The sequence below is a fragment of the Simplicispira psychrophila DSM 11588 genome (genome assembly GCF_000688255.1).
Taxonomy (GTDB): Bacteria; Pseudomonadota; Gammaproteobacteria; order Burkholderiales; family Burkholderiaceae_C; genus Simplicispira; species Simplicispira psychrophila.
The window spans coordinates 1-24,382 of sequence record NZ_JHYS01000025.1; the positions used below are offsets into that span (position 1 = coordinate 1).

36 protein-coding genes and 4 tRNA genes are annotated in these 24,382 nt (G+C 57.9%); 31 read left to right on the forward strand and 9 right to left on the reverse strand.

Translation table 11 applies throughout. The features are described from left to right. The 13 genes from Q390_RS19695 to Q390_RS0116375 all read left to right on the forward strand — a co-directional run. The coding region (locus tag Q390_RS19695) for an EF-Tu C-terminal domain-related protein (protein ID WP_020653549.1) at positions 1-95 on the forward strand (95 nt) is incomplete at its 5' end. A 30-nt stretch (positions 96-125) separates the two neighbouring features. Continuing rightward, positions 126-437, forward strand: a complete 312-nt coding sequence (rpsJ, locus tag Q390_RS0116320; protein ID WP_005796953.1) for a 30S ribosomal protein S10 — start codon at positions 126-128, stop codon at positions 435-437. A 195-nt stretch (positions 438-632) separates the two neighbouring features. Next, the gene (gene rplC / locus Q390_RS0116325; RefSeq protein ID WP_027997027.1) at positions 633-1,307 is read left to right on the forward strand and encodes a 50S ribosomal protein L3; all 675 of its coding nucleotides are present in this window, start codon (positions 633-635) and stop codon (positions 1,305-1,307) included. Continuing rightward, positions 1,307-1,927, forward strand: coding sequence for a 50S ribosomal protein L4 (rplD, locus tag Q390_RS0116330; protein WP_027997028.1), 621 nt, complete (start codon positions 1,307-1,309; stop codon positions 1,925-1,927). The genes rplC and rplD overlap by 1 nt, the downstream gene beginning before the upstream one ends. Beyond that, positions 1,924-2,238 carry a 50S ribosomal protein L23 gene (rplW, locus tag Q390_RS0116335; protein WP_027997029.1) on the forward strand — a complete coding sequence of 105 codons (315 nt, stop codon included), beginning with the start codon at positions 1,924-1,926 and terminating at the stop codon, positions 2,236-2,238. Before rplD ends, rplW begins: the two co-directional genes overlap by 4 nt. A gap of 2 nt (positions 2,239-2,240) precedes the next feature. Next, positions 2,241-3,065, forward strand: coding sequence for a 50S ribosomal protein L2 (gene rplB, locus Q390_RS0116340; RefSeq protein WP_027997030.1), 825 nt, complete (start codon positions 2,241-2,243; stop codon positions 3,063-3,065). Positions 3,066-3,075: 10 nt separating this feature from the next. Beyond that, on the forward strand, positions 3,076-3,351 hold the full coding sequence (gene rpsS, locus Q390_RS0116345) for a 30S ribosomal protein S19 (RefSeq protein ID WP_027997031.1): 276 nt from the start codon (positions 3,076-3,078) through the stop codon (positions 3,349-3,351). 8 nt (positions 3,352-3,359) lie between these two features. Next, entirely contained in the window at positions 3,360-3,692 is a 333-nt protein-coding gene (gene rplV, locus Q390_RS0116350; protein WP_027997032.1) for a 50S ribosomal protein L22, read from the forward strand. Positions 3,693-3,706: 14 nt separating this feature from the next. Further along, positions 3,707-4,609 (forward strand): 30S ribosomal protein S3, encoded by a 903-nt coding sequence (gene rpsC / locus Q390_RS0116355; RefSeq protein ID WP_027997033.1) that lies wholly within the window; start codon positions 3,707-3,709, stop codon positions 4,607-4,609. A gap of 3 nt (positions 4,610-4,612) precedes the next feature. Further along, on the forward strand, positions 4,613-5,029 hold the full coding sequence (rplP, locus tag Q390_RS0116360; RefSeq protein ID WP_027997034.1) for a 50S ribosomal protein L16: 417 nt from the start codon (positions 4,613-4,615) through the stop codon (positions 5,027-5,029). A gap of 17 nt (positions 5,030-5,046) precedes the next feature. Beyond that, entirely contained in the window at positions 5,047-5,241 is a 195-nt protein-coding gene (gene rpmC / locus Q390_RS0116365; protein ID WP_027997035.1) for a 50S ribosomal protein L29, read from the forward strand. 9 nt (positions 5,242-5,250) lie between these two features. Continuing rightward, positions 5,251-5,520, forward strand: coding sequence for a 30S ribosomal protein S17 (rpsQ, locus tag Q390_RS0116370; protein WP_027997036.1), 270 nt, complete (start codon positions 5,251-5,253; stop codon positions 5,518-5,520). 125 nt (positions 5,521-5,645) lie between these two features. After that, positions 5,646-6,158, forward strand: coding sequence for a peroxiredoxin (locus tag Q390_RS0116375; RefSeq protein WP_027997037.1), 513 nt, complete (start codon positions 5,646-5,648; stop codon positions 6,156-6,158). A gap of 83 nt (positions 6,159-6,241) precedes the next feature. Here Q390_RS0116375 and Q390_RS0116380 read toward each other — a convergent pair whose 3' ends face one another. Both Q390_RS0116380 and Q390_RS0116385 read right to left on the reverse strand, forming a co-directional pair. Then, entirely contained in the window at positions 6,242-6,733 is a 492-nt protein-coding gene (locus tag Q390_RS0116380; protein WP_027997038.1) for a GNAT family N-acetyltransferase, read from the reverse strand. An 85-nt stretch (positions 6,734-6,818) separates the two neighbouring features. Beyond that, entirely contained in the window at positions 6,819-7,322 is a 504-nt protein-coding gene (locus tag Q390_RS0116385; RefSeq protein WP_027997039.1) for a TlpA disulfide reductase family protein, read from the reverse strand. Positions 7,323-7,530: 208 nt separating this feature from the next. Between Q390_RS0116385 and Q390_RS18800 the strand changes: the two genes are divergently transcribed. The 3 genes from Q390_RS18800 to ptsP are packed head-to-tail and all read left to right on the forward strand — an operon-like array spanning position 7,531 to position 10,026. Then, the gene (locus Q390_RS18800) at positions 7,531-7,956 is read left to right on the forward strand and encodes a PTS sugar transporter subunit IIA (RefSeq protein WP_051603316.1); all 426 of its coding nucleotides are present in this window, start codon (positions 7,531-7,533) and stop codon (positions 7,954-7,956) included. Continuing rightward, positions 7,953-8,222, forward strand: a complete 270-nt coding sequence (locus Q390_RS0116395) for an HPr family phosphocarrier protein (protein ID WP_027997040.1) — start codon at positions 7,953-7,955, stop codon at positions 8,220-8,222. The genes Q390_RS18800 and Q390_RS0116395 overlap by 4 nt, the downstream gene beginning before the upstream one ends. Before the next feature lie 49 nt (positions 8,223-8,271). Next, complete coding sequence (gene ptsP, locus Q390_RS0116400; RefSeq protein WP_027997041.1) at positions 8,272-10,026, forward strand: phosphoenolpyruvate--protein phosphotransferase; 1,755 nt, start codon at positions 8,272-8,274, stop codon at positions 10,024-10,026. 78 nt (positions 10,027-10,104) lie between these two features. Here the strand turns inward: ptsP and lipA are convergent, their stop codons facing one another. From lipA to Q390_RS0116415, 3 genes are read right to left on the reverse strand one after another with little or no spacing between them, the layout of a single operon-like run. Then, entirely contained in the window at positions 10,105-11,085 is a 981-nt protein-coding gene (gene lipA, locus Q390_RS0116405; protein ID WP_027997042.1) for a lipoyl synthase, read from the reverse strand. A 14-nt stretch (positions 11,086-11,099) separates the two neighbouring features. Next, a complete protein-coding gene (lipB, locus tag Q390_RS0116410) occupies positions 11,100-11,783 on the reverse strand; it encodes a lipoyl(octanoyl) transferase LipB (protein WP_027997043.1) in 684 nt (227 codons plus the stop codon). A 55-nt stretch (positions 11,784-11,838) separates the two neighbouring features. Further along, entirely contained in the window at positions 11,839-12,156 is a 318-nt protein-coding gene (locus Q390_RS0116415; RefSeq protein ID WP_027997044.1) for a YbeD family protein, read from the reverse strand. Positions 12,157-12,399: 243 nt separating this feature from the next. Here Q390_RS0116415 and Q390_RS0116420 point away from each other — a divergent pair, with 243 nt between their 5' ends. The 9 genes from Q390_RS0116420 to Q390_RS0116460 all read left to right on the forward strand — a co-directional run bounded on the left by Q390_RS0116420 (position 12,400) and on the right by Q390_RS0116460 (position 19,576). Further along, entirely contained in the window at positions 12,400-12,870 is a 471-nt protein-coding gene (locus Q390_RS0116420; RefSeq protein WP_037473343.1) for an ATP synthase subunit I, read from the forward strand. A 19-nt stretch (positions 12,871-12,889) separates the two neighbouring features. Next, complete coding sequence (gene atpB / locus Q390_RS0116425) at positions 12,890-13,753, forward strand: F0F1 ATP synthase subunit A (RefSeq protein WP_027997046.1); 864 nt, start codon at positions 12,890-12,892, stop codon at positions 13,751-13,753. Between the two features lie 49 nt (positions 13,754-13,802). Then, complete coding sequence (gene atpE, locus Q390_RS0116430; RefSeq protein ID WP_027997047.1) at positions 13,803-14,072, forward strand: F0F1 ATP synthase subunit C; 270 nt, start codon at positions 13,803-13,805, stop codon at positions 14,070-14,072. Between the two features lie 35 nt (positions 14,073-14,107). Continuing rightward, positions 14,108-14,578, forward strand: coding sequence for a F0F1 ATP synthase subunit B (locus tag Q390_RS0116435; protein WP_027997048.1), 471 nt, complete (start codon positions 14,108-14,110; stop codon positions 14,576-14,578). 10 nt (positions 14,579-14,588) lie between these two features. Continuing rightward, positions 14,589-15,131: a F0F1 ATP synthase subunit delta gene (locus Q390_RS0116440; protein ID WP_027997049.1), complete on the forward strand. Its 543-nt coding sequence runs from the start codon at positions 14,589-14,591 to the stop codon at positions 15,129-15,131. Positions 15,132-15,177: 46 nt separating this feature from the next. Further along, positions 15,178-16,731: a F0F1 ATP synthase subunit alpha gene (gene atpA, locus Q390_RS0116445; protein WP_027997050.1), complete on the forward strand. Its 1,554-nt coding sequence runs from the start codon at positions 15,178-15,180 to the stop codon at positions 16,729-16,731. Positions 16,732-16,749: 18 nt separating this feature from the next. Next, on the forward strand, positions 16,750-17,616 hold the full coding sequence (gene atpG, locus Q390_RS0116450) for a F0F1 ATP synthase subunit gamma (protein ID WP_027997051.1): 867 nt from the start codon (positions 16,750-16,752) through the stop codon (positions 17,614-17,616). Between the two features lie 35 nt (positions 17,617-17,651). Then, positions 17,652-19,085 (forward strand): F0F1 ATP synthase subunit beta, encoded by a 1,434-nt coding sequence (gene atpD / locus Q390_RS0116455; protein WP_027997052.1) that lies wholly within the window; start codon positions 17,652-17,654, stop codon positions 19,083-19,085. Between the two features lie 74 nt (positions 19,086-19,159). Beyond that, entirely contained in the window at positions 19,160-19,576 is a 417-nt protein-coding gene (locus Q390_RS0116460) for a F0F1 ATP synthase subunit epsilon (RefSeq protein WP_027997053.1), read from the forward strand. A 192-nt stretch (positions 19,577-19,768) separates the two neighbouring features. Here Q390_RS0116460 and Q390_RS0116465 read toward each other — a convergent pair whose 3' ends face one another. Genes Q390_RS0116465 through Q390_RS0116475 form a run of 3 tightly spaced genes read right to left on the reverse strand, consistent with a single transcriptional unit; the run spans position 19,769 to position 21,823 of the window. Continuing rightward, positions 19,769-20,299: a TPM domain-containing protein gene (locus tag Q390_RS0116465; RefSeq protein WP_037473347.1), complete on the reverse strand. Its 531-nt coding sequence runs from the start codon at positions 20,297-20,299 to the stop codon at positions 19,769-19,771. Between the two features lie 2 nt (positions 20,300-20,301). Then, positions 20,302-21,192 carry a TPM domain-containing protein gene (locus tag Q390_RS0116470; RefSeq protein WP_027997055.1) on the reverse strand — a complete coding sequence of 297 codons (891 nt, stop codon included), beginning with the start codon at positions 21,190-21,192 and terminating at the stop codon, positions 20,302-20,304. A 13-nt stretch (positions 21,193-21,205) separates the two neighbouring features. Further along, complete coding sequence (locus tag Q390_RS0116475) at positions 21,206-21,823, reverse strand: LemA family protein (protein WP_027997056.1); 618 nt, start codon at positions 21,821-21,823, stop codon at positions 21,206-21,208. A 182-nt stretch (positions 21,824-22,005) separates the two neighbouring features. Here Q390_RS0116475 and Q390_RS0116480 point away from each other — a divergent pair, with 182 nt between their 5' ends. Beyond that, positions 22,006-22,545: a DUF2946 family protein gene (locus Q390_RS0116480; RefSeq protein ID WP_027997057.1), complete on the forward strand. Its 540-nt coding sequence runs from the start codon at positions 22,006-22,008 to the stop codon at positions 22,543-22,545. Between the two features lie 77 nt (positions 22,546-22,622). Here the strand turns inward: Q390_RS0116480 and Q390_RS0116485 are convergent, their stop codons facing one another. Next, positions 22,623-23,486 carry a c-type cytochrome gene (locus tag Q390_RS0116485; RefSeq protein ID WP_027997058.1) on the reverse strand — a complete coding sequence of 288 codons (864 nt, stop codon included), beginning with the start codon at positions 23,484-23,486 and terminating at the stop codon, positions 22,623-22,625. Positions 23,487-23,720: 234 nt separating this feature from the next. On the opposite strand from Q390_RS0116485, the gene Q390_RS0116490 reads away from it, so the two are divergent. The 5 genes from Q390_RS0116490 to Q390_RS18805 all read left to right on the forward strand — a co-directional run. After that, positions 23,721-23,796, forward strand: a tRNA-Arg gene (locus Q390_RS0116490). A gap of 60 nt (positions 23,797-23,856) precedes the next feature. Next, positions 23,857-23,942, forward strand: a tRNA-Tyr gene (locus tag Q390_RS0116495). Between the two features lie 72 nt (positions 23,943-24,014). Then, positions 24,015-24,088: transfer RNA gene (locus tag Q390_RS0116500), tRNA-Gly, on the forward strand. Positions 24,089-24,142: 54 nt separating this feature from the next. Next, positions 24,143-24,217 (forward strand) — tRNA-Thr (locus tag Q390_RS0116505). A gap of 75 nt (positions 24,218-24,292) precedes the next feature. After that, the coding region (locus Q390_RS18805; protein ID WP_037473349.1) for a GTP-binding protein at positions 24,293-24,382 on the forward strand (90 nt) is incomplete at its 3' end.

The following is a 24,382-nucleotide window of genomic DNA, read 5'->3' on the forward strand; positions in this document are numbered from 1 at the left end:
TCAACCCCATCGCCATGGAAGAAGGCCTGCGTTTTGCTATCCGCGAAGGTGGCCGCACTGTCGGCGCCGGTGTGGTTGCCAAAATCATCGCGTAATCGCGTCCTGAGTCGTACAAGGTAATTGCCATGTCCAAGCAAAAAATCCGCATCCGCCTCAAGGCTTTCGATTACAAGTTGATCGACCAGTCTGCTGCTGAAATTGTTGATACTGCCAAGCGCACCGGTGCCATCGTCAAGGGTCCTGTGCCATTGCCGACGCGCATGAAGCGTTTTGACATCCTGCGCTCGCCGCACGTCAACAAGACCAGTCGCGACCAGTTGGAAATCCGCACGCACCAGCGTCTGATGGACATCGTTGATCCCACCGACAAAACCGTGGATGCACTGATGAAGCTCGACCTGCCAGCCGGCGTGGACGTCGAAATCAAGCTGCAGTAATCATTGCTTGCGGCCTCGGCCGCTAGTTGCAAAAAAGCGCGAACTTGCTTGTAAAAGCAAGTTCGCGTTATAATTTGCGGCTTCGCCTTTTTGTATTTGCAAAATGGACGAAGTTTTATCAACCGTCTTTCATGCGCGTCAAGCGCAACACCCTGGCCAATTGCAGTCGGAGTGGTGAGAGTTTTGGAGAAACAAATGAGTCTGAGCAACTCCATGGGGTTGCTGGGTCGCAAGGTGGGCATGATGCGTCTGTTCACTGATGACGGGGATGCAGTTCCTGTCACAGTGGTGGATGTTTCTAACAACCGCGTAACCCAGGTCAAAACCCAAGAGAACGATGGCTATGTGGCCTTGCAGGTCACATTTGGTGCCCGCCGGGCATCGCGCGTGACCAAGCCTGCGGCTGGTCACTTGGCCAAAGCTGGCGTTGAAGCTGGCGAAATCACCCAAGAATTCCGCGTGACTGCTGACGTTGCTGGCAAGTATGCCGCTGGCGCTACGGTACCCGCGGCGGACTTGTTCACCGTGGGCCAAAAGGTCGACGTGCAAGGTACTTCGATTGGTAAAGGCTTTGCCGGCACCATCAAGCGCCACAACATGAAGTCGCAGCGCGCGTCGCACGGTAACAGCCGTTCGCACAACGTGCCCGGTTCCATCGGTATGGCGCAAGATCCAGGCCGTGTGTTTCCTGGTAAGCGCATGACGGGTCACATGGGTGTTGACACCGTGACCACGCAAAACCTCGACGTGGTTCGCATTGACGAAGCACGCCAACTGCTCTTGATCAAGGGCGCTGTTCCGGGCTCCAAGGGTGGCTTCGTGACGGTGCGTCCTGCCATCAAGGCAAACGCATCTAAAGGAGCGAACTAATGCAGCTCGAACTCCTGAATGACCAAGGCCAGGCTGCGTCCAAATTCGACGCACCCGAGACCGTGTTTGGTCGTGAATACAATGAAGATCTGGTCCACCAGATCGTAGTTGCTTACCGCGCCAACGGCCGTCAGGGCACCCGTGCCCAGAAGGATCGCGAGCAGGTTCGCCACTCGACGAAGAAGCCTTTCAAGCAAAAAGGCACCGGCCGCGCACGCGCCGGTATGACGTCCTCGCCTCTGTGGCGCGGCGGCGGTCGTATTTTCCCAAATATGCCCGACGAAAATTTCACCCAGAAGATCAACAAGAAGATGTACCGCGCTGGTATGGCTTCGATCTTCTCGCAGTTGGCCCGCGAAGGCCGTCTGGCTGTGGTGGATTCACTCACGCTCGATTCGCCCAAGACCAAGGTCCTGGCCGACAAGTTCAAGGCCATGAATCTGCAATCCGTCATGGTGATTGCCGAAGAAGTGGACGAAAACCTGTATCTGGCATCACGCAATCTGGTGAACGTGCTCGTCGTTGAGCCGCGTTATGCCGATCCGGTGTCGCTGGTGCATTACAAGAAGGTCATCGTCACTAAGGGCGCGATCGACAAACTCCAGGAGATGTTCGCATGAATAGCCCCAAGTTTGACGAAGGTCGTCTGATGCAAGTGCTGGTTGCTCCCATCGTGTCCGAAAAGGCCACCATGGTTGCTGAAAAGTCCAACGCTGTGACATTCAAGGTGCTGCAGACCGCTACCAAAACCGAAATCAAGGCCGCTGTGGAATTGATGTTCAAGGTTGAGGTCAAAGGCGTTTCTGTGGTGAACACCAAAGGCAAAACCAAGCGTTTTGGCAAAACCATGGGCCGTCGCGATAATATTCGCAAGGCCTATGTGACGCTTAAGCCGGGTCAGGAGCTGAACCTGACCGGGGAGGCTGCTTAATCATGGCTGTCATTAAAATGAAACCGACTTCACCCGGCCAACGTGCCGTGGTGAAGGTGTCCCGTGATCACCTGTACAAGGGTGACGGTTACGCGCCGCTGCTGGAGCCTCAGTTCCAGAAGGCTGGCCGTAACAACAACGGTCGCATCACGACACGTCATCGCGGCGGTGGCCACAAGCACCACTATCGTTTGGTGGACTTCAAGCGCAACAAGGACGGCATCGCCGCCAAGGTTGAGCGTATTGAGTACGACCCGAACCGTACGGCCCACATCGCTCTGGTGTGCTATGCCGACGGCGAACGCCGCTACATCATTGCGCCGCGTGGTCTGGAAGTGGGCAGTACGCTCATGTCCGGCTCTGAAGCCCCGATCCGCGCTGGTAATACGTTGCCTATCCGCAACATCCCCGTGGGTTCGACCATTCACTGCATCGAGCTCAAGCCCGGTGCTGGTGCACAGATCGCCCGTTCGGCTGGTGCTTCGGCAACGCTGCTGGCCCGCGAGACCATGTATGCCCAAGTGCGTATGCGCTCGGGTGAAGTGCGCCGCATTCACATCGAATGCCGCGCCACGATTGGTGAAGTTGCCAACGAAGAACACAGCCTGCGCCAACTCGGCAAGGCCGGTGTGAAGCGCTGGATGGGTATCCGTCCGACGGTGCGTGGCGTGGCCATGAACCCGGTCGATCACCCACACGGTGGTGGCGAAGGCCGCACCGGCGAAGGCCGCCATGCAGTCGATCCATGGGGCAACCTGACCAAGGGTTATCGCACCCGCAACAACAAGCGCACGCAGGGCATGATTGTCTCGCGTCGCAAGAAATAAGGGATAGCAAATGACTCGCTCTCTCAAAAAGGGTCCGTTTGTTGACCATCATTTGTTGGCCAAGGTTGAAAAAGCCGTCGCCACCAAAGACAAAAAACCAGTAAAGACTTGGTCGCGTCGCTCCATGGTTCTGCCCGATTTCATCGGCCTGACCATCGCCGTACACAACGGCAAACAGCACGTGCCGGTCTACGTTACCGATCAGATGGTGGGCCACAAGCTGGGCGAATTCGCCTTGACGCGCACCTTCAAGGGTCACCCCGCTGACAAAAAAGTCAAGAAATAAGGAACGACATGTCTGAAACACGTGCAGTCCTCCGGGGCGTCCGTCTGTCGGTCGATAAAGGCCGTCTGGTCGCTGACCTGATCCGCGGCAAGAAGGTTGACCAGGCTCTGAACATTTTGGCGTTTACGCAGAAAAAAGCTGCGGGTATCGTCAAGAAGGTTCTGGAGTCGGCCATTGCCAACGCCGAACACAACGATGGCGCCGATATCGATGAATTGAAGGTGAAAACCATCTACATCGAGCAAGGTACCACGCTCAAGCGCTTCACCGCGCGCGCCAAAGGCCGCGGCAACCGCATCAGCAAACCCACGTGCCATGTGTACGTGACGGTTGGTAACTGAGGCCAAGGAAGACTATGGGACAAAAAATCCATCCTACCGGCTTTCGCTTGTCGATCAGCCGCAATTGGGCCAGTCGTTGGTACGCTAGCAACCGTGATTTCGCTGGCATGCTGGCCGAAGACATCAAGGTGCGCGAGTACCTCAAGGCCAAGCTCAAGAATGCTGCGGTTTCGCGCATCCTGATCGAGCGTCCTGCCAAAAATGCCCGCATCACCATTTACTCGGCACGTCCGGGCGTGGTGATCGGCAAGAAGGGTGAAGATATCGAGAACCTCAAGAAGGAACTCGCAATTCGCCTGGGCGTGCCAGTCGCAGTGAACATCGAAGAAGTGCGCAAGCCTGAAATCGATGCCAAGCTGATCGCCGACTCCATCACGCAGCAGCTGGAAAAGCGGATCATGTTCCGCCGCGCCATGAAGCGTGCGATGCAGAACGCCATGCGTCTGGGTGCCCTGGGCATCAAGATCATGTCGTCCGGCCGTCTGAATGGTATTGAAATCGCTCGTTGCGAGTGGTACCGCGAAGGTCGCGTGCCACTTCACACACTGCGCGCCGACATCGACTACGGCACCTCGGAAGCCCACACTACCTACGGCGTCATTGGCGTCAAGGTCTGGGTCTACAAGGGTGACACGTTGGGCCGCAACGATCTGCCTGCAGTGGAAACACCGCGCCCAGACGACGAGCGCCGCCCCCGTGGTCCACGCCGTGATGGTCGTGATGGCCGCCCTGGTGGTGACCGCGACCGTGGCGCCGGTGCTGGCCGTGGCGGCCCGCGCCGCCCCGTGGGTGCCAATGTGGCGCCTGCCGATGGCAGCGACAAGCCTGCCGGTGCCGGTGGCGCCGACGCAACCGCCGTTAAGCGCGTACATAAAGTAGACGCGCCCGCTACAGCAGCGGACGGAAAAGGAGAATAAACAATGCTGCAACCTGCTCGCCGCAAGTTCCGCAAGGAACAAAAAGGCCGCAACACTGGCATCGCTACCCGGGGCAACTCGGTGGCGTTCGGTGATTTCGGTCTGAAGTGCACTGACCGTGGCCGTCTGACGGCCCGTCAGTTGGAGGCTGCACGTCGTGCAATCTCCCGCCACGTCAAGCGTGGTGGTCGTATCTGGATCCGCGTATTCCCGGACAAGCCTATCTCTACCAAGCCCGCAGAAGTGCGGATGGGTAACGGTAAAGGTAACCCCGAGTACTACGTGGCTGAAATCCAGCCCGGCAAGATCGTCTTCGAGATCGTCGGCGTGCCCGAAGAACTCGCCCGCGAAGCCTTCCGTCTGGCCGCTGCCAAGCTCCCCCTGCGCACCACGTTCGTGTCGCGTATGGTGGGCCAGTAACTTCAGGAGAAACTGATATGAACACTGCTGAATTGCGCCAAAAAGACGCCGCTGGCATCAAGGACGAAATCAAAGCCCTGCAAAAGGCCCACTTCGGTCTGCGCATGCAAAAGGCTACGCAACAACTGGGCAACACTGGCACGCTGCGTACCACGCGCCGTGACATCGCCCGCGCCAAAACCATCCTTGCTGAAAAGCAAGCCGCCAAGTAAGGAGCACACATGACGGAAGCTAAAAAATCCCTCAAGCGCACCTTGGTTGGCAAGGTGGTCAGCGACAAGCGTAACAAGACCGTGACCGTGCTGATCGAGCGCCGTGTGAAGCATGAGCTCTACGGCAAGATCGTCGGCAAGTCGAGCAAGTTCCACGCGCACGACGAGACCAATCAGTTCCACACGGGCGATGTGATCGAGATCACCGAAAGCCGTCCGCTGTCGAAGACCAAGAACTGGGTCGCTACGCGCCTGGTGACAAAGGCCTCGCTGGTCTAAGCCTTCCCGGCTTCTGGGCTGCACAGCCCCTTGAAACGACCCACAATGTGGGTCGTTTTTCTTTTTGGCGCTGCTTTTTTGAAAGCCGTCGGTTTGCTGCCCCCACCCGTTATCTGGAGATTCTCATGATCAAAATTGGCGACACCCTTCCTGCAACCATCTTGATGGAATATGTCGAAGTGCAAGGCAACGGCTGCAGCCTCGGCCCCAACCCCGTCCACGTGGCGCAGGCTACTGCGGGCAAGACGATTGCGCTGTTGGCTGTGCCGGGCGCTTTTACGCCCACCTGTTCAGCACAGCACCTGCCCGGATTCTTGGAAAAAGCTGCTGAGATCAAGGCTGCCGGTGCAGATGAAATCTGGTGTGTGGCGGTGAATGATGCTTTTGTCATGGGCGCTTGGGCGCGCGAGCAAAAAACCGATGGCAAAGTGCGTATGTTGGCCGACGGCGATGCTGCGTTTGCCAAAGCCACGGGTCTGACGTTGGACTTGAATGGCAAGGGCCTGGGGCTGCGCAGCAACCGCTACTCGATGCTGGTGAAAGATGGCAAAGTGGTGCAGCTCAACATTGAAGCCCCCGGAAAATTCGACGTCAGCGACGCGTCCACTTTGCTTGCTCAGATGACCGCTGGCACCTGAGGTTTTTCAAGTAGATGCACTATCAAAAAGTGAGCTATTGGCGCTTTTAGAGCAAGCGCTAGAGGCCTAAACGACTTGAAATTCTACAAAATTTCCACTTTGAGGTAGTGCGAGCCGGGTAAGGGGTTGTGATAGTACGGCGGAATCTCGACAAAGCCCAGATCGGTATAGAGGGCGCGCGCGGCCTCCATGTCGTCCAGGGTGTCGAGCAGCACGCAGGCGTAGCCAATCTGACGCGCTGCGTCGAGCGTGGCATCGGCCAGTTCGCGGCCGATGCCAAAGCCGCGAAACGCTTTGCGCACATACAGGCGTTTCATTTCTCCGGCATTCGGGTAGTCGCAACTGTCCAGCGGGCGCAGGGCGCAGCAACCAGCTAAGGCGCCTCCCACCCAGGCCAGCAGCAATTGACCGCGGGATGGGCCATATTCGCCCGGCAGGTGCGCTAGCTCGGCATCAAACCCTTGGAAGCACAGGTCAACGTTTAGACTCGCGGCATATTCTCGAAAAAGTGTGCGTGCAGCAGCGAGTTCTTCGGGAGCGCAGGGGGTTGTCAGGGTAACGGATGGGGTGTCCACGGTACTCACGGCTCAACATCAGAAAGCGCAGTGTAGCGGTGCGGCGTTGCCATGCTCGCAAAGACTGCGGCTTGGAAGACTGAAGTCAGGTCTGCGCGAGCAATTTTTCGATCAGCAGGTGCAGTTCATTGACATTCGGCGGGCCGACGTAGCTTTTGACGATGTCCCCCTGTTTATTGACGATGTAGGTGGTGGGCGTCAGGCGGACGTCGCCCCAGGACTTGGCTACGGCGCCGGTGTTGTCAATGGCAATCTTGAAAGGCAGTTTGCGCGTTTCGACAAAATTGACGACATAGCTAGGGGGGTCATAGCTCATGGCCACCGCCAGCGTGTCAAACCCCTGTGCATGGTACTTTTGATGTGTCGCCACGATGTCTGGCATTTCTGCCACACAGGTGGTGCAGCTGGTAGCCCAAAAATTTACCAGTGTCACTTTACCGCGCAAATTTGCGGTAGTAAGGCGCGTGCCATCGAGCAGCACAAAAGTCGATTCAGGAGCCGGTGAGGTGCCGGTGCCCCAGGCCACCCAGGCGCCTATGCCAGCGACAGACGCCAGAACCAGCGCTATCACACCATGTTTGATCCGCATAAATCTATCCGAATAATGTTGCAGCCCATGATTGTGCGGCAGTTGCACCAGCGCTGCTGCCTGCCAAGTGCCAAAAGCAGCTCTTGGCGCATGGATTGGGAGTGTGTTGGTTTTCAATAGTTCGCTCGCCGCTTCGATACCGGCGCACGGGTGGATGCCAGCCATGCTGGCATTGGCGCAGCGATAATGTGGGGCAAACTGCAACACCATGACTACACGCATCTTCATCATTGCCCATGCCCCATTGGCACACGCGTTGCGCGAATGCGCGCTGCATGTGTTTGCCGACAGTGCCGACAGCGTGCTGGCACTGGATGTCTTGCCCCAGGCCGCACCCGACGATACCTTGGTGCAGGCGCGCCAGTTGTTGGCGGATGCGCCCGATGTGCCGACACTGGTGCTCACCGACCTGTTTGGTGCCACGCCCTGCAACGTGGCGCAGCGCCTGATTGAAGGACGCCCTGCCAGCCTGGTAGCAGGACTGAATCTGCCCATGCTGCTGCGCGCCGTATGCTATCGCGCCGAGCCACTGGACGCACTGGTGCAGCGCGCCGTGGACGGCGGTAGCCAAGGCGTGATGCAGGTGCTGGTGAGCGCCGTATCCGCACAGACTCTCCACTGCCCTTGCCCATGATCAAAACCTCGACAACCATCATTAACAAGCTGGGGTTGCATGCCCGCGCCTCCGCCAAACTGAGCAAAATGGCCGGCAGTTTTCCGTGCGAAGTCTGGATGAGTCGTAATGGCCGGCGCATCAACGCCAAAAGCATCATGGGCGTGATGATGTTGGCCGCCGGCATGGGCTCTGAGGTCGAAATTGAAACCGGTGGTGCGCGAGAGCAGGAGGCGATAGACGCTTTACTGGCCCTGATTGCCGATAAATTCGGCGAAGGCGAGTGACGATGCGACGCGCTGTCATCGGGTGGTGGGATGGGGACAGGAGCGGGTTATGACATTTTCCATTTCCGGTTTGGCGGTATCCCGTGGCATTGCCATTGGACGCGCCGTGCTGGTGGGCTCGATCCGGATCGATGTAGCGCACTCTTTCATCGAACTCGACCAAATCGAGGCCGAGATAGACCGCGTGCGCCGTGGGCGCAATGCGGTGGTTGAAGAACTGCAGCGTTTGCAGGACGAACTGCCGCACGATGCGCCGCACGAGTTGGCGGCCTTGCTGGACGTGCACCTCATGCTGCTGCAGGACGAAGTTCTGACCACTGGCGTCAAGCACTGGATCACCGAGCGCATGTACAACGCCGAGTGGGCGCTTACTACGCAGCTAGAGGTTATTGGGCGCCAGTTTGACGAGATGGAAGATGAGTATCTGCGCGAGCGCAAGGCCGATCTGGAGCAGGTAGTCGAGCGCATTCTGCGCTACATGAAGGGTGTGATCAGTCCCGTGGCATCACCGCCGCGCAGCCCGGCGCGCAAGACGCAGCAGGACTTGCTGCTTGACGACACCATGGATGTGCCACTGGTGCTGGTGGCGCACGACCTGTCACCGGCGGACATGCTGCAGTTCAAGAAAAGCGTGTTTGCCGGTTTCGTTACCGATGTTGGTGGCAAGACGTCGCACACCGCCATCGTGGCGCGCAGTATGGATATTCCGGCGGTGGTGGGGGCAAGGGTATCAAGCCAACTGGTGCGCCAGGACGACTGGGTGATCGTCGATGGTGATGCCGGTGTGGTGATTGTCGATCCGTCGGCCATCATCTTGGCTGAATATGGCTATCGCCAGCGCCAGATCGAATTGGAGCGGGAGCGCCTGACGCGTTTGCGCCATACGCCTGCCATCACGCTGGACGGCCAACGCGTGGAACTGTTGGCCAATATCGAGCAACCGGCCGATGCCGCCGTGGCTGTGCGCGTGGGTGCGGTCGGCATCGGCCTGTTTCGCACCGAATTTCTGTTCATGGGCCGCCATGGCCGTCTGCCGGACGAAGAAGAGCAATACCTGGCCTACCGCGAGGCAGTGGAAGGCATGCAAGGACTGCCGGTCACCATCCGCACGGTGGATGTGGGTGCCGACAAGCCGCTGGATAAAAGCCACAAGGATACCCACCTGAGTCCCGCGCTGGGCCTGCGTGCCATCCGCTGGAGTCTCGACGATCCGGTCATGTTTCGGGTGCAGTTGCGTGCGGTGCTGCGCGCAGCGGTGCATGGCTCGGTGAATTTGCTGTTTCCGATGCTGGCCCACACCAGTGAAATTCGCCAGACACTGGCCCAGATTGAACTGGCGCGGGCCGAACTGCAGGAGCGTGGGCAGGTGTATGGCCCGGTTCGCCTAGGCGCCATGATTGAAGTGCCCGCGGCGGCGTTGATGGTGCGCACCTTTTTGCACTACTTTGATTTTCTTTCTATCGGCACCAACGACCTGATCCAGTACACGTTGGCCATTGACCGCGCTGACGAAGCGGTGTCGCACCTATACGACCCACTGCACCCGGCTGTGCTGCGTCTGGTGGCCGATGTAATTGCCGAGTGCCAGGCCCAGGGCAAAAGTGTCTCGGTGTGCGGAGAAACCGCTGGCGATGTGGACATGACGCGGCTGCTGCTGGGCTTGGGGCTGCGCAGCTTCTCCATGCACCCGGCGCAAATTCTGGCCGTCAAACAGGAAATCTTGCGCGCCGACACCCGCAAGCTGGCGCCCTGGGCCCGCAAGGTGTTGTTGTCCGACGATCCCGCAGCTTTTATGGCGCTGTAACGCTATGGATGAAAGAGCTTCAAACGCTTACTGCGTAAGCATTTGAAGCTCTTTTGACTTGAATTTTCAGGCGGGTGCTTACACCCCGGCTGCATGGGCCTGCTGGTCGGCGTGGTAGCTGGAGCGCACCATGGCGCCGACGGCAGCGTGAGAAAACCCCATTTTGTAGGCCGCTTCTTCAAACATCTTGAAGGTATCGGGGTGGACATAGCGGCGCACCGGCAGGTGGCTGGTAGAGGGCGCCAGATACTGGCCAATGGTCAGCATGCTGATGCCGTGCGCCCGCATGTCGCGCATCACTTGCAGGATTTCTTCATCGGTTTCGCCCAGACCGACCATGATGCCGCTCTTGGTCGGCACCTGTGGGTGCAGTTCCTTGAATTTTTTCAGTAGATTCAGTGAGAACTGGTAATCCGAACCGGGGCGCGCTTCCTTGTACAGACGTGGCGCGGTTTCCAGGTTGTGGTTCATCACATCGGGCGGCGCAGCTTTCAAAATCTCCAGCGCGCGGTCGTCGCGGCCACGAAAGTCGGGTGTCAGAATTTCAATCTGCGTCTGGGGCGACAGCGCACGGATTTGCTGTATGCATTCGACAAAATGGCCGCTGCCACCGTCGCGCAGATCGTCGCGATCGACGCTGGTGATGACGACATATTTCAGGCGAAGCCTGGCAATGGTCTTGGCCAGGTTCAGTGGCTCGTTGGCATCCAACGGATCGGGCCGGCCGTGGCCGACGTCGCAAAATGGGCAACGGCGCGTGCATTTGTCGCCCATGATCATAAATGTGGCTGTGCCTTTGCCAAAGCATTCGCCGATGTTCGGGCAGCTGGCTTCTTCACATACCGTCACCAGTTTGTGCTCGCGCAGAATGTCCTTGATCTCGTAAAAGCGTGTACTGGCCGAGCCAGCTTTGACGCGAATCCACTCGGGTTTTTTGAGTACTTCGCCCTGCTCAACCTTGATAGGAATGCGCGACAGTTTGGAGGCTGCCTTGTGCTTGGCCAGCGGGTTGTAGTCTTGCGTGGATTGCGCTTCGCGCACGATGTCAGAGGAGCTCATGGCTTTGGACGGGATTAGGGTGCGAAACGGCGGATCAGCTGTTGAGCCAGGACTTTCGCAGCTTCTTCCCAAGTGGTGTGGATGCCGATTGTAGAAAGATCCACTGTCTGCAGACCGGCATAACCACAAGGATGGATGCGACCAAAGGGCGCCAAGTCCATCGCCACGTTCAAGGCGACGCCGTGGTAAGTGCAATGGCGACTGACCTTGACACCCAAAGCAGCCATCTTGCCCAGGCCGGTGAAGTCGGGTGTCAGTGGCGCTGCGCCGTGCTGCGGCCGTTGCTCTAGCTGGACGTGGCTGTGGGGGTCATCCAAGCGTACATAAATACCCGGGGCGCCGCTGACCCGGTGCCCGGTCACACCGTAATGCGCCAGGGTGCGGATCACCGCTTCTTCCATGCGATAAACGTATTCCTTGACGTAATAGCCGGCGCGCTGCAAGTTGACCAGCGGGTAGGCCACGACTTGGCCGGGGCCGTGGTAAGTGACCTGACCGCCCCGGTTGGTGGCCACCAAAGGGATGTCGCCCAAATGCAACAGGTGCTCGGCACGCCCGGCCAGTCCTTGGGTGAAGGTCGGCGGGTGCTCGCAAATCCAGAGTTCGTCAGCATCGTTGAGGGTGCGGTGGGCAGTGAATTCCTGCATTGCCACATACGTGGGCAGGTAGGGCGCGTGGCCCAAGAAGTGCGTTTGCATGGGCAGTCATGGGAAAAATGAGTCCCTATTGTGCGCAAACGGCGCTGCCGTGCTGCTAGATCACCATTTTGACCAGTGGGTGTGCCGTCAAAGCCCGGTACAAATCGTCGAGTTGCTCACGGTTGGTGGCAGTGATGGTGACGGTGACACCCAGGTATTTGCCGCCACTGCTGGGGCGCAGCTCAACCGTGGCAGCGTCAAAGGTGGGGTCAAAGCGCTGCGCCAGCGCCGTGATGGCCTCAGCAAAGCCGTCCACATGAGTGCCCATGACCTTGATGGGGAACAGTGAGGGGTATTCAATCAACGAGTTTTTGCGCTGATCGGCGCTCGCCGACGCACTGCCATCGGCGGCAGGAAGTGATTTACGGATCATCAATTGCTCATCATTTAATAGCTAACACCGCTTGTCAGCTATTGGTTTGAGGCTATTTTTGCCTAAATTCAGCCTGATTTTTCAGGCTGAAGTTCTAAAAAACCGTTGGTACTGCGCCACACTGCTGCGGCACATGCGGACGCTGGGCGTGCAACAGTACGCACAATGGCTAGCGCGCGCTGCGGGTTTTTACTTATAATCAGTGGCTTTGTGGCAGTTTAAATCTATGGCTTTGGGGGGTGCATGACAAAGACAGTCTTGCCAGCGACAGAAGTTGAGGACGAAGATTCCGACTTCAAGCCCCTTACGGCGCAGCAAGCGCAAGAGTGGCGTAAGCGCCATCCGGCATTCTCCGTATGGCGCTTGGTGGCCGCGCAGGCATTGGTGGGTGTGTTGGTGGCCTTGGTGGTCTGGCTGGTGTCAGGCAAATCCCACGTCGCCTTGTCTGCCGGTTATGGGGCGCTGTCGGTGGTTTTGCCATCCGCCTTGTTTGCACGCGGCATGGGCCGCATCAAAAATTCTGGCGGCGCAGTGCTGACGGGGTTCTTTGGCTGGGAAATGGCCAAAATTGCATTGACTGTCGCCATGTTGGCGGCAGCACCAAAGTTGATTGCCTCACTGAGCTGGCTGGCATTGCTGGCAGGCATGGTGGTGACAATGAAAACGTACTGGATTGCGCTGTGGGCGCGGCCCGGTGTCCGAAAAACCGATTGATATAGAGAAGAGTTGTCCGATGGCCGCAGAAGCGCACGCTCCGACTGCAAGTGAATATATCGTTCACCACCTGCAGCATCTTCAGAACATCAAGCAGAAATCCATCATCGATATGTCGGTGATTAACTACGACTCCGTCATCGTGAGCGTGTTGGTGGGTTTTGTGGGATTGTTCATTTTTTGGCTTGCTGCCCGCAAGGCGACATCCGGGGTGCCGGGTCGCTTCCAAGGTGCCGTCGAGATGATGGTGGAAATGGTGGACAACCAGGCCAAGGCGAACATCCACAACGCAGAAAGCCGCAAGTTCATTGCGCCGCTGGCGTTGACGGTGTTTGTCTGGATTTTTCTGATGAACGCCATGGATTTACTGCCTGTCGATTTGCTGCCGCTGCTGTGGCAGGGAGCCACCGGCGATAGCCATGCCTATCTGCGTATCGTGCCCACGGCCGACCTCTCCACCACGCTGGGTTTGTCGTGCGCTGTGCTGATCCTGTGCTTCTACTACAGCATCAAGATCAAGGGCATGGGCGGCTGGGCACACGAACTGGTGACCGCGCCGTTCGGCACCAGCAAAAATCCTGTCTTCGCCCTGATTCTGGGCGTGGTTAATCTGCTGATGCAGATCATTGAATACGTTGCCAAGACGGTATCGCACGGTATGCGACTGTTTGGCAATATGTACGCTGGTGAGTTGGTGTTCATGCTGATTGCCCTGATGGGTGGTGCTGCTGCCATGTCGCTCTCTGGTGCGTTGCTCCCTCTGGGGCACATCATTGCAGGCTCGATCTGGGCAATTTTTCATATTTTGATCATTACCCTGCAAGCCTTCATTTTCATGATGCTGACGCTGATTTATCTCGGCCAAGCGCATGAATCTCACTGACCATTCCCCCTTTTCTTTTTCAACTTTTCTTTTTTAATCAGGAGTCATCATGGAAAACATTCTCGGTCTCGTCGCTCTGGCTTGTGGTCTGATCGTTGGTCTGGGCGCTATTGGCGCCTCCATCGGCATTGCACTGATGGGCGGTAAATTTCTGGAGGCCTCGGCACGCCAGCCCGAACTCATCAACGAACTGCAAACCAAGATGTTCATCTTGGCTGGTCTGATCGACGCTGCGTTCCTGATCGGCGTGGCTATTGCTCTGCTGTTCGCCTTTGCAAATCCGTTTGCAGCCACCTTGCTTGCTAACCTGCCTAAGTAAGAACCGATCAACGCCCCAACTAGAAAGGTGTTGCCGTGAGTATTAACGCGACCCTGTTCGTTCAGGCCATCGTCTTCTTGATCCTGGTGCTGTTCACGATGAAATTTGTGTGGCCCCCGATCGCGAAGGCGCTGGATGAGCGAGCCCAGAAAATCGCCGATGGCCTCGCTGCTGCCGACCGTGCCAAGTCTGAATTGACCGCTGCCAACCAGCGCGTCGAGAAGGAACTGTCACAGACGCGCAACGAGACAGCTACGCGTCTTGCGGACGCCGATCGCCGTGCACAAGCCATCATTGAAGAAGCCAAAGCGCGCGCTACCGACGAAGGCAACAAGATCGTCGCTGCCGCCCGCGCTGAAGCTGATCAACAGGCCATTCAAGCCCGTGAGACCCTGCGCGAGCAGGTCGCTGCACTGGCAGTGAAGGGCGCTGAGCAGATTCTCCGCAAGGAAGTCAATGCCGGCGTCCACACGGACCTGCTCAATCGCCTCAAGACCGAGCTGTAAGGGACACACCATGGCCGAACTCGCCACCATTGCCCGCCCTTACGCCGAAGCCCTGTTCAAGGCTTGCTCCGGAAGTGCCGGAGTTGATCTGAACGGCGCCGTCGTCTGGGTGGACGAATTGGCGGCGATTGCCGCCAACCCCCAGCTGCGCCAATTGGCTGACAACCCCAAGGTGCTGCCAAGCCAAGTACTTGACGTCATCACGGCGGTCGCACGCTCCACACTGCCCGAGATGGCAAAGAACTTCCTGCGCACCGTGATTGATAACGGTCGCATGGAAGCTTTGCCTGAAATGGCGACGCAGTTCCGTGCCTTGGTGAATCGCACCAACGGCTCTTCGGATGCGGTGGTGTACAGCGCTTTTGCGATGGACAGTGCCGCCTTGGGCGAGCTTAGTGCAGCACTCGAAAAACGCTTTGGCCGCAAGCTCAATCTCACCGTGCAGCAAGACGACTCGCTCATCGGTGGCATTCGCGTAGTGGTGGGCGACGAGGTGCTCGATACCTCGGTCAAAGCTCGTCTGGAACAAATGAAAGCGGTCCTCACTGCGTAATACGCGGTTGGAGGTATCGGCTAACTAAAGAAAGAAGGAAAGAGTCATGCAACTCAATCCCGCAGAAATTTCTGAACTCATCAAGAGCCGCATCGAAGGGCTGACTGTCAGCAGCGATATCCGCAACCAAGGCACTGTGGTGTCTGTGTCTGACGGTATCGTGCGCGTTCATGGCTTGTCGGACGTGATGCAAGGCGAAATGTTGGAGTTCCCCGCTACGGCGGACGGTACACCTACCTATGGTTTGGCACTGAATCTGGAGCGCGACTCGGTCGGTGCCGTGATTTTGGGCGAATACGAGCACATCTCCGAAGGCAACACCGTCAAGTGCACGGGTCGCATTCTGGAAGTGCCCGTCGGCCCCGAGTTGATTGGCCGTGTGGTCAACGCGCTGGGTCAGCCTATCGATGGCAAAGGCCCGATCAACGCCAAGATGACGGATGTGATCGAAAAAGTGGCACCGGGCGTGATTGCCCGTAAATCGGTCGACCAACCCCTGCAAACGGGTGTGAAGTCGATTGACGCTATGGTGCCCGTCGGTCGTGGTCAGCGCGAGCTGATCATTGGTGACCGCCAGACCGGTAAAACGGCTGTGGCCATCGATGCCATCATTGCCCAAAAGGGCCAGGGCGTGACCTGCATCTATGTCGCCATCGGTCAGAAGGCTTCGTCGATCAAGAACGTGGTGCGCTCGCTGGAGCAAGCCGGCGCCATGGACTACACCATTGTGGTGGCGGCTTCGGCGTCTGAGTCGGCTGCGATGCAGTACGTCTCGGCCTACTCTGGCTGCACCATGGGCGAGTACTTCCGCGATCGCGGTGAAGACGCGCTGATTGTGTATGACGACCTGTCCAAGCAGGCTGTGGCTTACCGCCAAGTCTCCTTGCTGCTGCGCCGTCCACCAGGCCGCGAAGCCTACCCTGGCGACGTGTTCTATCTCCACAGCCGTCTGCTGGAGCGCGCTGCACGCGTGAACGAAAAATACGTTACCGATTTCACCAAAGGCGCAGTGACCGGCAAAACCGGTTCGTTGACGGCATTGCCGATCATTGAAACGCAAGCGGGTGACGTGTCGGCCTTCGTGCCTACTAACGTGATTTCGATCACCGACGGTCAGATTTTCTTGGAAACCAGCCTGTTCAACGCCGGTATCCGCCCCGCTATCAACGCCGGTATCTCGGTGTCGCGCGTCGGTGGTGCTGCCCAGACCAAGCTGATCAAGAGCCTGTCCGGTGGTATCCGTACCGACTTGGCCCAGTACCGTGAGTTGGCTGCGTTTGCGCAGTTTGCTTCCGACTTGGACGAAGCGACCCGTAAGCAACTCGAACGCGGTGCCCGCGTGACCGAATTGCTTAAGCAGGCGCAATACAGCCCGCTGCCTATCTCTTTGATGTCCTCGACGCTGTTTGCCGTAAACAAGGGCTTCTTGGACGATATCGACGTCAAGAAGGTTCTCGACTTCGAACACGGCTTGCACCAGTTCCTGAAAACCAGCTACGCGCCCCTGTTGGCCAAGTTGGAAAAGGACCGTGCCATGGACAAAGACGCAGAAGCCGAAATGACCGCTGCGGTAGCCGCGTTCAAGAAGTCGTTCGCTTAAACCGGACGAGGAGGCATCATGGCAGCAGGTAAGGAAATACGCGGCAAGATCCAATCGGTGGAAAACACCAAGAAGATCACCAAAGCCATGGAAATGGTGGCCGCATCCAAAATGCGCAAAGCGCAGGAACGGATGCGTGCAGCCCGCCCCTACAGCGAGAAGATCCGCAACATTGCGGCCCATCTGGGCCAGGCCAATCCCGAGTATGTGCACCCATTCATGCAAGTGAACGATGCCAAAGCGGCTGGCATGATCGTCATCACGACGGACAAGGGCCTGTGCGGCGGCATGAACACTAACGTGTTGCGTGTCGTCACCACCAAGTTGCGCGAACTGCAAACCGCTGGCATGTCTGTGGACGCTGTCGCCATTGGCAACAAGGGTCTGGGTTTTCTCAATCGCGTGGGTGCCCGTGTGGTGGCCCAGGCGACGGGATTGGGCGACACGCCGCATCTGGACAAGTTGGTCGGCCCCGTCAAGGTGCTGCTCGACGCTTATGCCGAAGGAAAGATCAGCGCGGTGTACCTCAGCTACACCAAGTTCATCAACACCATGAAGCAGGAATCGGTGCTGGAGCAGTTGCTGCCCTTGGCATCCGAGACCTTGCAGCCGGGTCAGAAAGCCAACAGCTGGGACTACATCTATGAGCCCGATGCACAAACCGTCATCGATGAGCTGCTGGTGCGCTACGTTGAATCGCTGATCTACCAATCGGTGGCAGAAAACATGGCGTCCGAGCAGTCGGCGCGCATGGTGGCCATGAAGGCCGCTACCGACAACGCCGGCAGCGTCATTGGCGAGTTGAAGCTGGTCTACAACAAGACGCGCCAAGCCGCGATTACGAAAGAACTTTCGGAAATCGTCTCTGGCGCCGCTGCTGTGTAAACAGCCCGACAAACATCTTTATTGGAGCGAGAAAAATGGCTCAAGAGAATTCCACGCTGGACGCGGCACGCGTTCAGGGCAAGATTGTTCAATGTATCGGCGCTGTGGTGGACGTAGAGTTCCCACGCGACAAGATGCCCAAGATTTACGACGCTCTGAAGCTCGAAGGTTCGGCTCTGACGTTGGAAGTGCAACAACAGCTTGGCGACGGCATCGTGCGCACCATTGCGCTCGGTACGTCCGACGGCCTGCGCCGCGGTCTGATGGTGACCAACTCTGGCAACCCCATCACCGTGCCCGTGGGCAAGGCGACGCTGGGTCGCATCATGGACGTGCTCGGCGCGCCGATTGACGAGCGTGGTCCCGTCAGCTCCGAGCTGTCCGCATCGATTCACCGCAAAGCCCCTGCGTACGACGAACTTTCGCCATCGCAAGAGCTGCTGGAAACCGGCATCAAGGTGATTGACTTGGTCTGCCCGTTCGCCAAGGGCGGTAAGGTCGGTCTGTTCGGTGGCGCCGGTGTGGGCAAGACCGTGAACATGATGGAGCTGATCAACAACATTGCTAAGGCCCACAGCGGTCTGTCGGTGTTTGCTGGCGTTGGCGAGCGTACCCGCGAAGGCAACGACTTCTATCACGAAATGGCCGATTCCGGCGTGGTGAACTTGGAAAAACTCGAAGAGTCCAAGGTCGCCATGGTCTATGGCCAGATGAATGAGCCACCAGGCAACCGTCTGCGCGTTGCGTTGACCGGCCTGACCATTGCCGAGTCGTTCCGCGACGAAGGCAAGGATGTGCTGTTCTTCGTGGACAACATCTACCGCTACACACTGGCCGGAACCGAAGTGTCCGCACTGCTGGGCCGTATGCCTTCCGCCGTGGGTTATCAGCCCACACTGGCCGAAGAAATGGGCCGCCTGCAAGAGCGCATTACGTCCACCAAGGTCGGTTCGATCACGTCCATCCAGGCCGTTTACGTGCCAGCGGACGACTTGACCGACCCCTCGCCTGCCACGACGTTTGCCCACTTGGACTCGACCGTGGTGTTGTCGCGTGACATCGCTTCGCTAGGTATCTACCCTGCGGTCGATCCACTCGACTCGACCAGCCGCCAGCTGTCGCCCGACGTGGTCGGCGAAGAGCACTACCAAGTGGCCCGCGCCGTGCAAGGCACGTTGCAGCGCTACAAGGAACTGCGCGACATTATTGCCATCTTGGGCATGGATGAATTGGCACCGGAAGATAAGCTGGCCGTGGCCCGTGCGCGCAAGATCCAGCGCTTCTTGTCGCAGCCGTTCCACGTGGCCGAAGTGTTTACTGGTTCGCCCGGCAAGTATGTGCCGCTGGCTGAAACCATCCGCGGCTTCAAAATGATTGCCAACGGCGAGTGCGACCACTTGCCTGAGCAGGCTTTCTACATGGTGGGAACCATCGACGAAGCTTTCGAGAAAGCCAAGAAGATGGCCTGATGGTCCAGTCACTGACCGGATTTTTCCGGTCGGTGTCTTGCAATCAAGCTGATCTTTTTTTTCCAGGAGCAATGATGAACACCATCCACGTTGATGTGGTCAGTGCCGAAGAGTCCATTTTCTCCGGCGAAGCGCGTTTTATCGCGCTGCCCGGGGAGGCTGGCGAACTGGGCGTATACCCACGTCACACGCCGCTGATCACGCGCATCAAGCCCGGCTCGGTGCGCATCGAAATGGCCGATGGCAGCGAAGAGTTTGTTTTCGTCGCCGGTGGCATTCTGGAAGTCCAGCCTGACTGCGTCACGGTGCTGTCCGATACGGCAGTGCGCGGCAAGGATCTGGATGACAAAAAGGCCAATGCCGCGAAGGCTGCAGCCGAAGAAGCGCTGAAGAATGCCAAGAGCGAGATCGATATCGCCCGCGCCCAGTCTGAGCTGACGGTGCTGGCCGCGCAACTTTCGGCGCTGCGCAAGTTTCGCCAGAAAAAATAAGCGCTGAACGGGATTCCGTACAACGCACAACAGCCGCCTTCGGGCGGTTTTTTCATGGTGCGAGAACAGATGTATCGGGTGCGGCGTGCGGATATGTGTCCACGCCGTTCGGTACAATTTCCCCTGTTAATAATGGATAAAAATGGCCACAAAATCTTATGGCGCTTGCGCTATAAGCTATTGAATAAATAGTTAATGGGCGGCAATGAACGGTGTGTCAGGCAATTCGTTGCGCCGTGGCTGGTCTGACGTTCTTGGCGGGCAAGGAAAGTGCTGTTCCAGTAGCGTGGATGCGTCTGCCAGCGCCTGCATCAATCCCTCTGCATAATGCCCGGTGCTCAGCGCAGCACTCAGCTTGCCAGTTAGCGCATCCCAGGTCTGCTGCGGCACATGGCACGCCAGCCCCCGGTCAGCGACGATCTCAAGCGCATGGTCGGCCAGCAGCAGGTAAATCAGCACGCCGTTGTTGTGTTCGGTGTCCCACACGCGCAGCTTACTGAACAGGGCCACTGCCCGCTCCCGTGCGCAGGCGCCGCGCCACACGTAGCTGACTGGCAGGCCCGCTTCGATGCAGATACGCACTTGTCCGGTGTGGCGGAACTCACTGGCTATAACCGCGTGCGTGAGTTGCTCGATCAGTGCCGGCGTACCCATTTGGCCCAGTTGTCCTTCGGCCCAGCGGTGGCGCAGAAGGCGTGCGCTTCGGTGTATCCAGTTCGCCATAGTCACCAACTCCCAGAGGCGCCGCCGCCACCAAAACTGCCGCCGCCACCAGAACTGAAGCCACCGCCACTGCCACCACCGCCAAAGCCGCCGCCACGCCCACCGCCCAAGCCGCCTCCACCGATGAAGGGGACACCGCCTTTGCTGTTGGACAGCAGTGTAAGCAGTAGCGCCACCACGCCAGCGCCGCTGGCCAGTAGCGCACTGGTGGTGAGCCAATAGGCCAGTGCACCCGTTCCCCCGCCCACCATGACGGCGCCGAGGCGAGAGCCAAAGAGGCGGCGCAGGACGGGGCCGATGAGCATCACGCCAAAGAACAAAAACACCGCCAAGCCACTCCAGTCCATGTCTTGGTTAGCGTGGTCAGTCCTGCGCGCTTGCGGTGCAGGCAGTGACTCTCCGGCAATGCGCACGCCAATCTGATCGAGCGCGGCGCCAATGCCGCCGGCATAGTCGCCAGTGCGAAAACGCGGCGCCATGGTGTCGTCAATGATGTGCGCCGCCGCCAGATCGGGAATAGCGCCTTCCAGGGCGCGTGCCACTTCAATGCGCATACGCCGGTCGTTTTTGGCCACCACCATCAGTAGCCCGTCGCCGACATCGCGCCGACCGACTTTCCAATCGCTGGCGACGCGATGCGCATAGGCAGCAATGTCTTCCGGTGCGGTGCTTGGCACCATCAGCACAACGATTTGCGAGCCAGATTTTTCTTCCAGGTCTTGCAGCCTGTGGTCTAGTGTCTGTAGCTCGCTGGCGCTCAGGGTATGCGTCTGGTCGATCACGCGTGCGCTCAGCGCCGGCACTGGCAACACCGCTTGCGCACTGACAGGCAGAGCTGTGTAAGCTATAAAAAATATAGCTAATAGCGCACGCCAGTAAAGCTTTAGAGGCATATTTGGCTTGATTTCAAGGTTTGGCCGGTGCAGCTGCTGGCGCTGAGAAGTCAACCGTCGGCGGGGTGGAAATTTGTGCCTCGTTTTGCACCGTGAAGGTGGGTTTGGGTGGGTAACTGAAGACCTTCGCCGTCAGATTGGTTGGGAAACTGCGCACCAGTACGTTGTAAGCCTGCACCGTGCCGATGTATTCATTGCGCGCCACAGTGATGCGATTTTCTGTACCTTCCAGTGTCACACGCAAATCGCGAAACGCCTGGTTGGCCTGGAGCTGTGGGTAGCGTTCGGACACCGCCATCAGGCGTGAGAGCGCTCCCGTCAGTTCGCCCTGTGCCTGCTGAAATTTGTTGAAAGCGTCGGGGTTGTTGATCAACTCCGGCGTGGCTTGGATCGAGGTGGCCTTTGCGCGGGCCTCAATCACCTGGACGAGCGTGCCTTGCTCGAAGGCAGCTTGGCCTTTGACCGTGGCCACAATGTTAGGCACCAGATCGGCCCGGCGTTGATACTGGTTAAGTACCTCGCTCCAGGCCGCCTTGGATTTTTCATCCAGGCGTTGGAAATCGTTGTAGCCGCAGCCTGTCAAAGCCAATACGGTCATGACGGTGAAGAAAAGAGCAAAGAAACGCTTCATGGTGGCAGGCGCCGGGCAGAAACAGGCGGAAATGCCATGGCCTCAAGCGCTGTCAAATTGTGCCGCAAACCACTCTGTGCGTTGTAGGACGAGGACGGTGTCTAGCTGATGGGGCAAATACAGCACCTTGTGAAGAGTGGCAGAAATAGGAAAGAGGAGCCTATCGGGTGCAAAATCAGGCGATGGATGACATCGTTCAACAAGCATTGATCAAGTGGCCGAATGTGCCGCATTGCTACGGCTGGCTGGGGCTGGATGCGCGCGGACGCTGGTACCTGCGTGATGACACAGCGCAAGCCCAGGGTCGGTTCCCCCAGAGCAAAGGGACGCTGTTGGAGCACACAAAGCTGATTGCCTTCATCGAGCGCAACTACGCAGCGGATGCTGAAGGGCAGTGGTTTTTTCAAAATGGGCCACAGCGCGTCTATGTCGAGCTGGAATGTACGCCCTGGATATGGCGTATCGAGCCAGATCTGAGTCTGCTTTCCCACACGGGGCGCGCAGCCACTGCGGGGGTGATGTGCCTGCTGGACGATGAAGGTCGGGTGTACCTGAGCAGTGATATCGGCCTGGGACTGGTGCATTCCCTGGATGTGGCACAGGTGGCGGACGCCATTGAGCACGGAGCGTGGGCGGTGCAAGCGGTGTGCGCCGACGATTTGCCGGCGCAATATGGGTTTGTGCGCAGTCCAGCCAGCCTTGACGCAGGCTCCCCAGAGTGAATTTCTGATCTGTGCAGACAAAAAAATCCGGCTTGAAAGCCGGATTTTTTGATGATGGATGCTTCTGTCGCAGTAGCTTATTTGGCGGCAGCCGCCATGTAATCGACCGCAGCGCGCAGATCCGCATCAGATGCCGTGGTGCCGCCGCGTGGTGGCATGGCGCCTTTTCCATTGGTGGCAATGGCATACATCGCATCCATGCCTTCTTTCATGCGGGGCGCCCAAGCGGCCTTATCACCAAACTTGGGGGCGCCGGCTACGCCTGCAGCATGGCAGACTTGACACGCCTGTTTGTACAAGGCTTCCCCGGCACCGCCTGCGGCTGGCGCGGCCGCGGCCACCTCGGTGGCTGCGGATGCTGCTGCCGGTGCTACAGCAGCAATGGGTTGTGCTGCGGGTTCGGCAGACGTCGCTGGAGTGGCAGCAGCAGCGTTGTTTGTGTCGGCGGGTGCGGCGGGAGCAGTGAATTTTGCGCCAGCAGCATTTGCCATATAGACTACCGCGCGGCCAATTTCGATTTCATTGAAAGCGCCGCCCCCTTGCGGTGCCATGGCTCCTTTGCCGGCAATGGCTGAGTGCAGCAAGGCATTGAATCCGGTTTTGATGCGGGGACCCCATGCGTCGGCATCGCCAAATTTGGGTGCACCAACTGCGCCGGTGGCGTGACATGCGGAGCATTGTGCTTTGAACACGTCTTCGCCCGACTGCAGTCCCCGATTGGCCTCGCGAATTTCGATTATGCCAATTTTTTGTATACGCTCTGCTACCGCCTTTGCGGGATTGGCTGCGCCACTACCGGGCTTGTTGCCTGAAGTCACGTAAGAAACCAGCGCAATGATCGCAAAGATAGGGATCAAAAAGGCCAAAAGAACTGCCGAAAGCAATTGTTTGGGATTTTTGATTGGGCCTGTATGTGTTTCTTCGGAGTGGTTTGCGTTCATGGCGTCCTCGAAAGTATCAGTCAGTGTATCGGGCTTGAAATTTGCCCCGAATTATATGGGTGCTGCTTACAGAAGGCACCATGCAGACTGACGCCAATCAAGTGGCGTGCCAGTATGCGTGCAATAATGAGCGGCTGTCTTCGCTGCACACTTCGAATGTGTGGCGTGGATACTGGATGTGAATGGCATGCAAGACTCAGGCGCATCCGGGCAAAAAATGTCAGTTCAATCATTGCGGCTGTAGCTCAGTGGATAGAGTATTGGCCTCCGAAGCCAAGGGTCGTGGGTTCGATCCCCGCCAGCCGCACCACATTTTTTGCGGGTTCTGCAAAGAACGGCAAAAAAGCTGTGCTAGAATTCGAGATTCTTCGGAAGAGTGCCCGAGTGGCTAAAGGGGGCAGACTGTAAATCTGTTGGCTTACGCCTACGCTGGTTCGAATCCAGCCTCTTCCACCAGTATTTAATGCATGTGCGGATTGTTCGAAAAGACCTTTGGGTCTTGCGTTGAGGTCAAAATATTTGACTGATGCGGGAGTAGTTCAATGGTAGAACCCTAGCCTTCCAAGCTAATGACGCGGGTTCGATTCCCGTCTCCCGCTCCATGTGTTGGGTTGCTGGTTTTAAGTTGAAAGTGGTTGTGTAAGCAGCCTCAAGTTGCCCATTTGGCTCAGTGGCAGAGCACTCCCTTGGTAAGGGAGAGGTCCCGGGTCCGATTCCCGGAATGGGCACCATAGTTTCAGGTGCGTCTACTTGAGATTGCGCCGAATCCTGTTGTGTTGTAGTGAATTTTTTTCGGAGTCGGAAAAATGGCAAAAGGAAAATTCGAGCGTAACAAGCCGCACGTCAACGTGGGCACGATTGGCCACGTGGACCATGGCAAGACGACGCTGACGGCA

Coding starts and splice junctions, on each gene's coding strand:
- atpE (WP_027997047.1), top strand. CDS start 13,803: ATGGAAAACATTCTCGGTCTCGTCGCTCTGGCTTGTGGTCTGATCGTT.
- rpsJ (WP_005796953.1), top strand. CDS start 126: ATGTCCAAGCAAAAAATCCGCATCCGCCTCAAGGCTTTCGATTACAAG.
- lipB (WP_027997043.1), bottom strand. CDS start 11,783: ATGCAAACGCACTTCTTGGGCCACGCGCCCTACCTGCCCACGTATGTG.
- atpG (WP_027997051.1), top strand. CDS start 16,750: ATGGCAGCAGGTAAGGAAATACGCGGCAAGATCCAATCGGTGGAAAAC.
- Q390_RS0116415 (WP_027997044.1), bottom strand. CDS start 12,156: ATGATCCGTAAATCACTTCCTGCCGCCGATGGCAGTGCGTCGGCGAGC.
- rpsC (WP_027997033.1), top strand. CDS start 3,707: ATGGGACAAAAAATCCATCCTACCGGCTTTCGCTTGTCGATCAGCCGC.
- rpsS (WP_027997031.1), top strand. CDS start 3,076: ATGACTCGCTCTCTCAAAAAGGGTCCGTTTGTTGACCATCATTTGTTG.
- Q390_RS0116485 (WP_027997058.1), bottom strand. CDS start 23,486: ATGAACGCAAACCACTCCGAAGAAACACATACAGGCCCAATCAAAAAT.
- Q390_RS0116395 (WP_027997040.1), top strand. CDS start 7,953: ATGATCAAAACCTCGACAACCATCATTAACAAGCTGGGGTTGCATGCC.
- atpB (WP_027997046.1), top strand. CDS start 12,890: ATGGCCGCAGAAGCGCACGCTCCGACTGCAAGTGAATATATCGTTCAC.
- ptsP (WP_027997041.1), top strand. CDS start 8,272: ATGACATTTTCCATTTCCGGTTTGGCGGTATCCCGTGGCATTGCCATT.
- rplV (WP_027997032.1), top strand. CDS start 3,360: ATGTCTGAAACACGTGCAGTCCTCCGGGGCGTCCGTCTGTCGGTCGAT.
- rplP (WP_027997034.1), top strand. CDS start 4,613: ATGCTGCAACCTGCTCGCCGCAAGTTCCGCAAGGAACAAAAAGGCCGC.
- lipA (WP_027997042.1), bottom strand. CDS start 11,085: ATGAGCTCCTCTGACATCGTGCGCGAAGCGCAATCCACGCAAGACTAC.
- Q390_RS18800 (WP_051603316.1), top strand. CDS start 7,531: ATGACTACACGCATCTTCATCATTGCCCATGCCCCATTGGCACACGCG.
- rplC (WP_027997027.1), top strand. CDS start 633: ATGAGTCTGAGCAACTCCATGGGGTTGCTGGGTCGCAAGGTGGGCATG.
- rpsQ (WP_027997036.1), top strand. CDS start 5,251: ATGACGGAAGCTAAAAAATCCCTCAAGCGCACCTTGGTTGGCAAGGTG.
- rplD (WP_027997028.1), top strand. CDS start 1,307: ATGCAGCTCGAACTCCTGAATGACCAAGGCCAGGCTGCGTCCAAATTC.
- atpA (WP_027997050.1), top strand. CDS start 15,178: ATGCAACTCAATCCCGCAGAAATTTCTGAACTCATCAAGAGCCGCATC.
- Q390_RS0116460 (WP_027997053.1), top strand. CDS start 19,160: ATGAACACCATCCACGTTGATGTGGTCAGTGCCGAAGAGTCCATTTTC.
- rplB (WP_027997030.1), top strand. CDS start 2,241: ATGGCTGTCATTAAAATGAAACCGACTTCACCCGGCCAACGTGCCGTG.
- Q390_RS0116470 (WP_027997055.1), bottom strand. CDS start 21,192: ATGCCTCTAAAGCTTTACTGGCGTGCGCTATTAGCTATATTTTTTATA.
- rpmC (WP_027997035.1), top strand. CDS start 5,047: ATGAACACTGCTGAATTGCGCCAAAAAGACGCCGCTGGCATCAAGGAC.
- Q390_RS0116480 (WP_027997057.1), top strand. CDS start 22,006: ATGGATGACATCGTTCAACAAGCATTGATCAAGTGGCCGAATGTGCCG.
- Q390_RS0116475 (WP_027997056.1), bottom strand. CDS start 21,823: ATGAAGCGTTTCTTTGCTCTTTTCTTCACCGTCATGACCGTATTGGCT.
- Q390_RS0116375 (WP_027997037.1), top strand. CDS start 5,646: ATGATCAAAATTGGCGACACCCTTCCTGCAACCATCTTGATGGAATAT.
- Q390_RS0116385 (WP_027997039.1), bottom strand. CDS start 7,322: ATGCGGATCAAACATGGTGTGATAGCGCTGGTTCTGGCGTCTGTCGCT.
- Q390_RS0116420 (WP_037473343.1), top strand. CDS start 12,400: ATGACAAAGACAGTCTTGCCAGCGACAGAAGTTGAGGACGAAGATTCC.
- rplW (WP_027997029.1), top strand. CDS start 1,924: ATGAATAGCCCCAAGTTTGACGAAGGTCGTCTGATGCAAGTGCTGGTT.
- Q390_RS0116465 (WP_037473347.1), bottom strand. CDS start 20,299: ATGGCGAACTGGATACACCGAAGCGCACGCCTTCTGCGCCACCGCTGG.
- Q390_RS0116440 (WP_027997049.1), top strand. CDS start 14,589: ATGGCCGAACTCGCCACCATTGCCCGCCCTTACGCCGAAGCCCTGTTC.
- atpD (WP_027997052.1), top strand. CDS start 17,652: ATGGCTCAAGAGAATTCCACGCTGGACGCGGCACGCGTTCAGGGCAAG.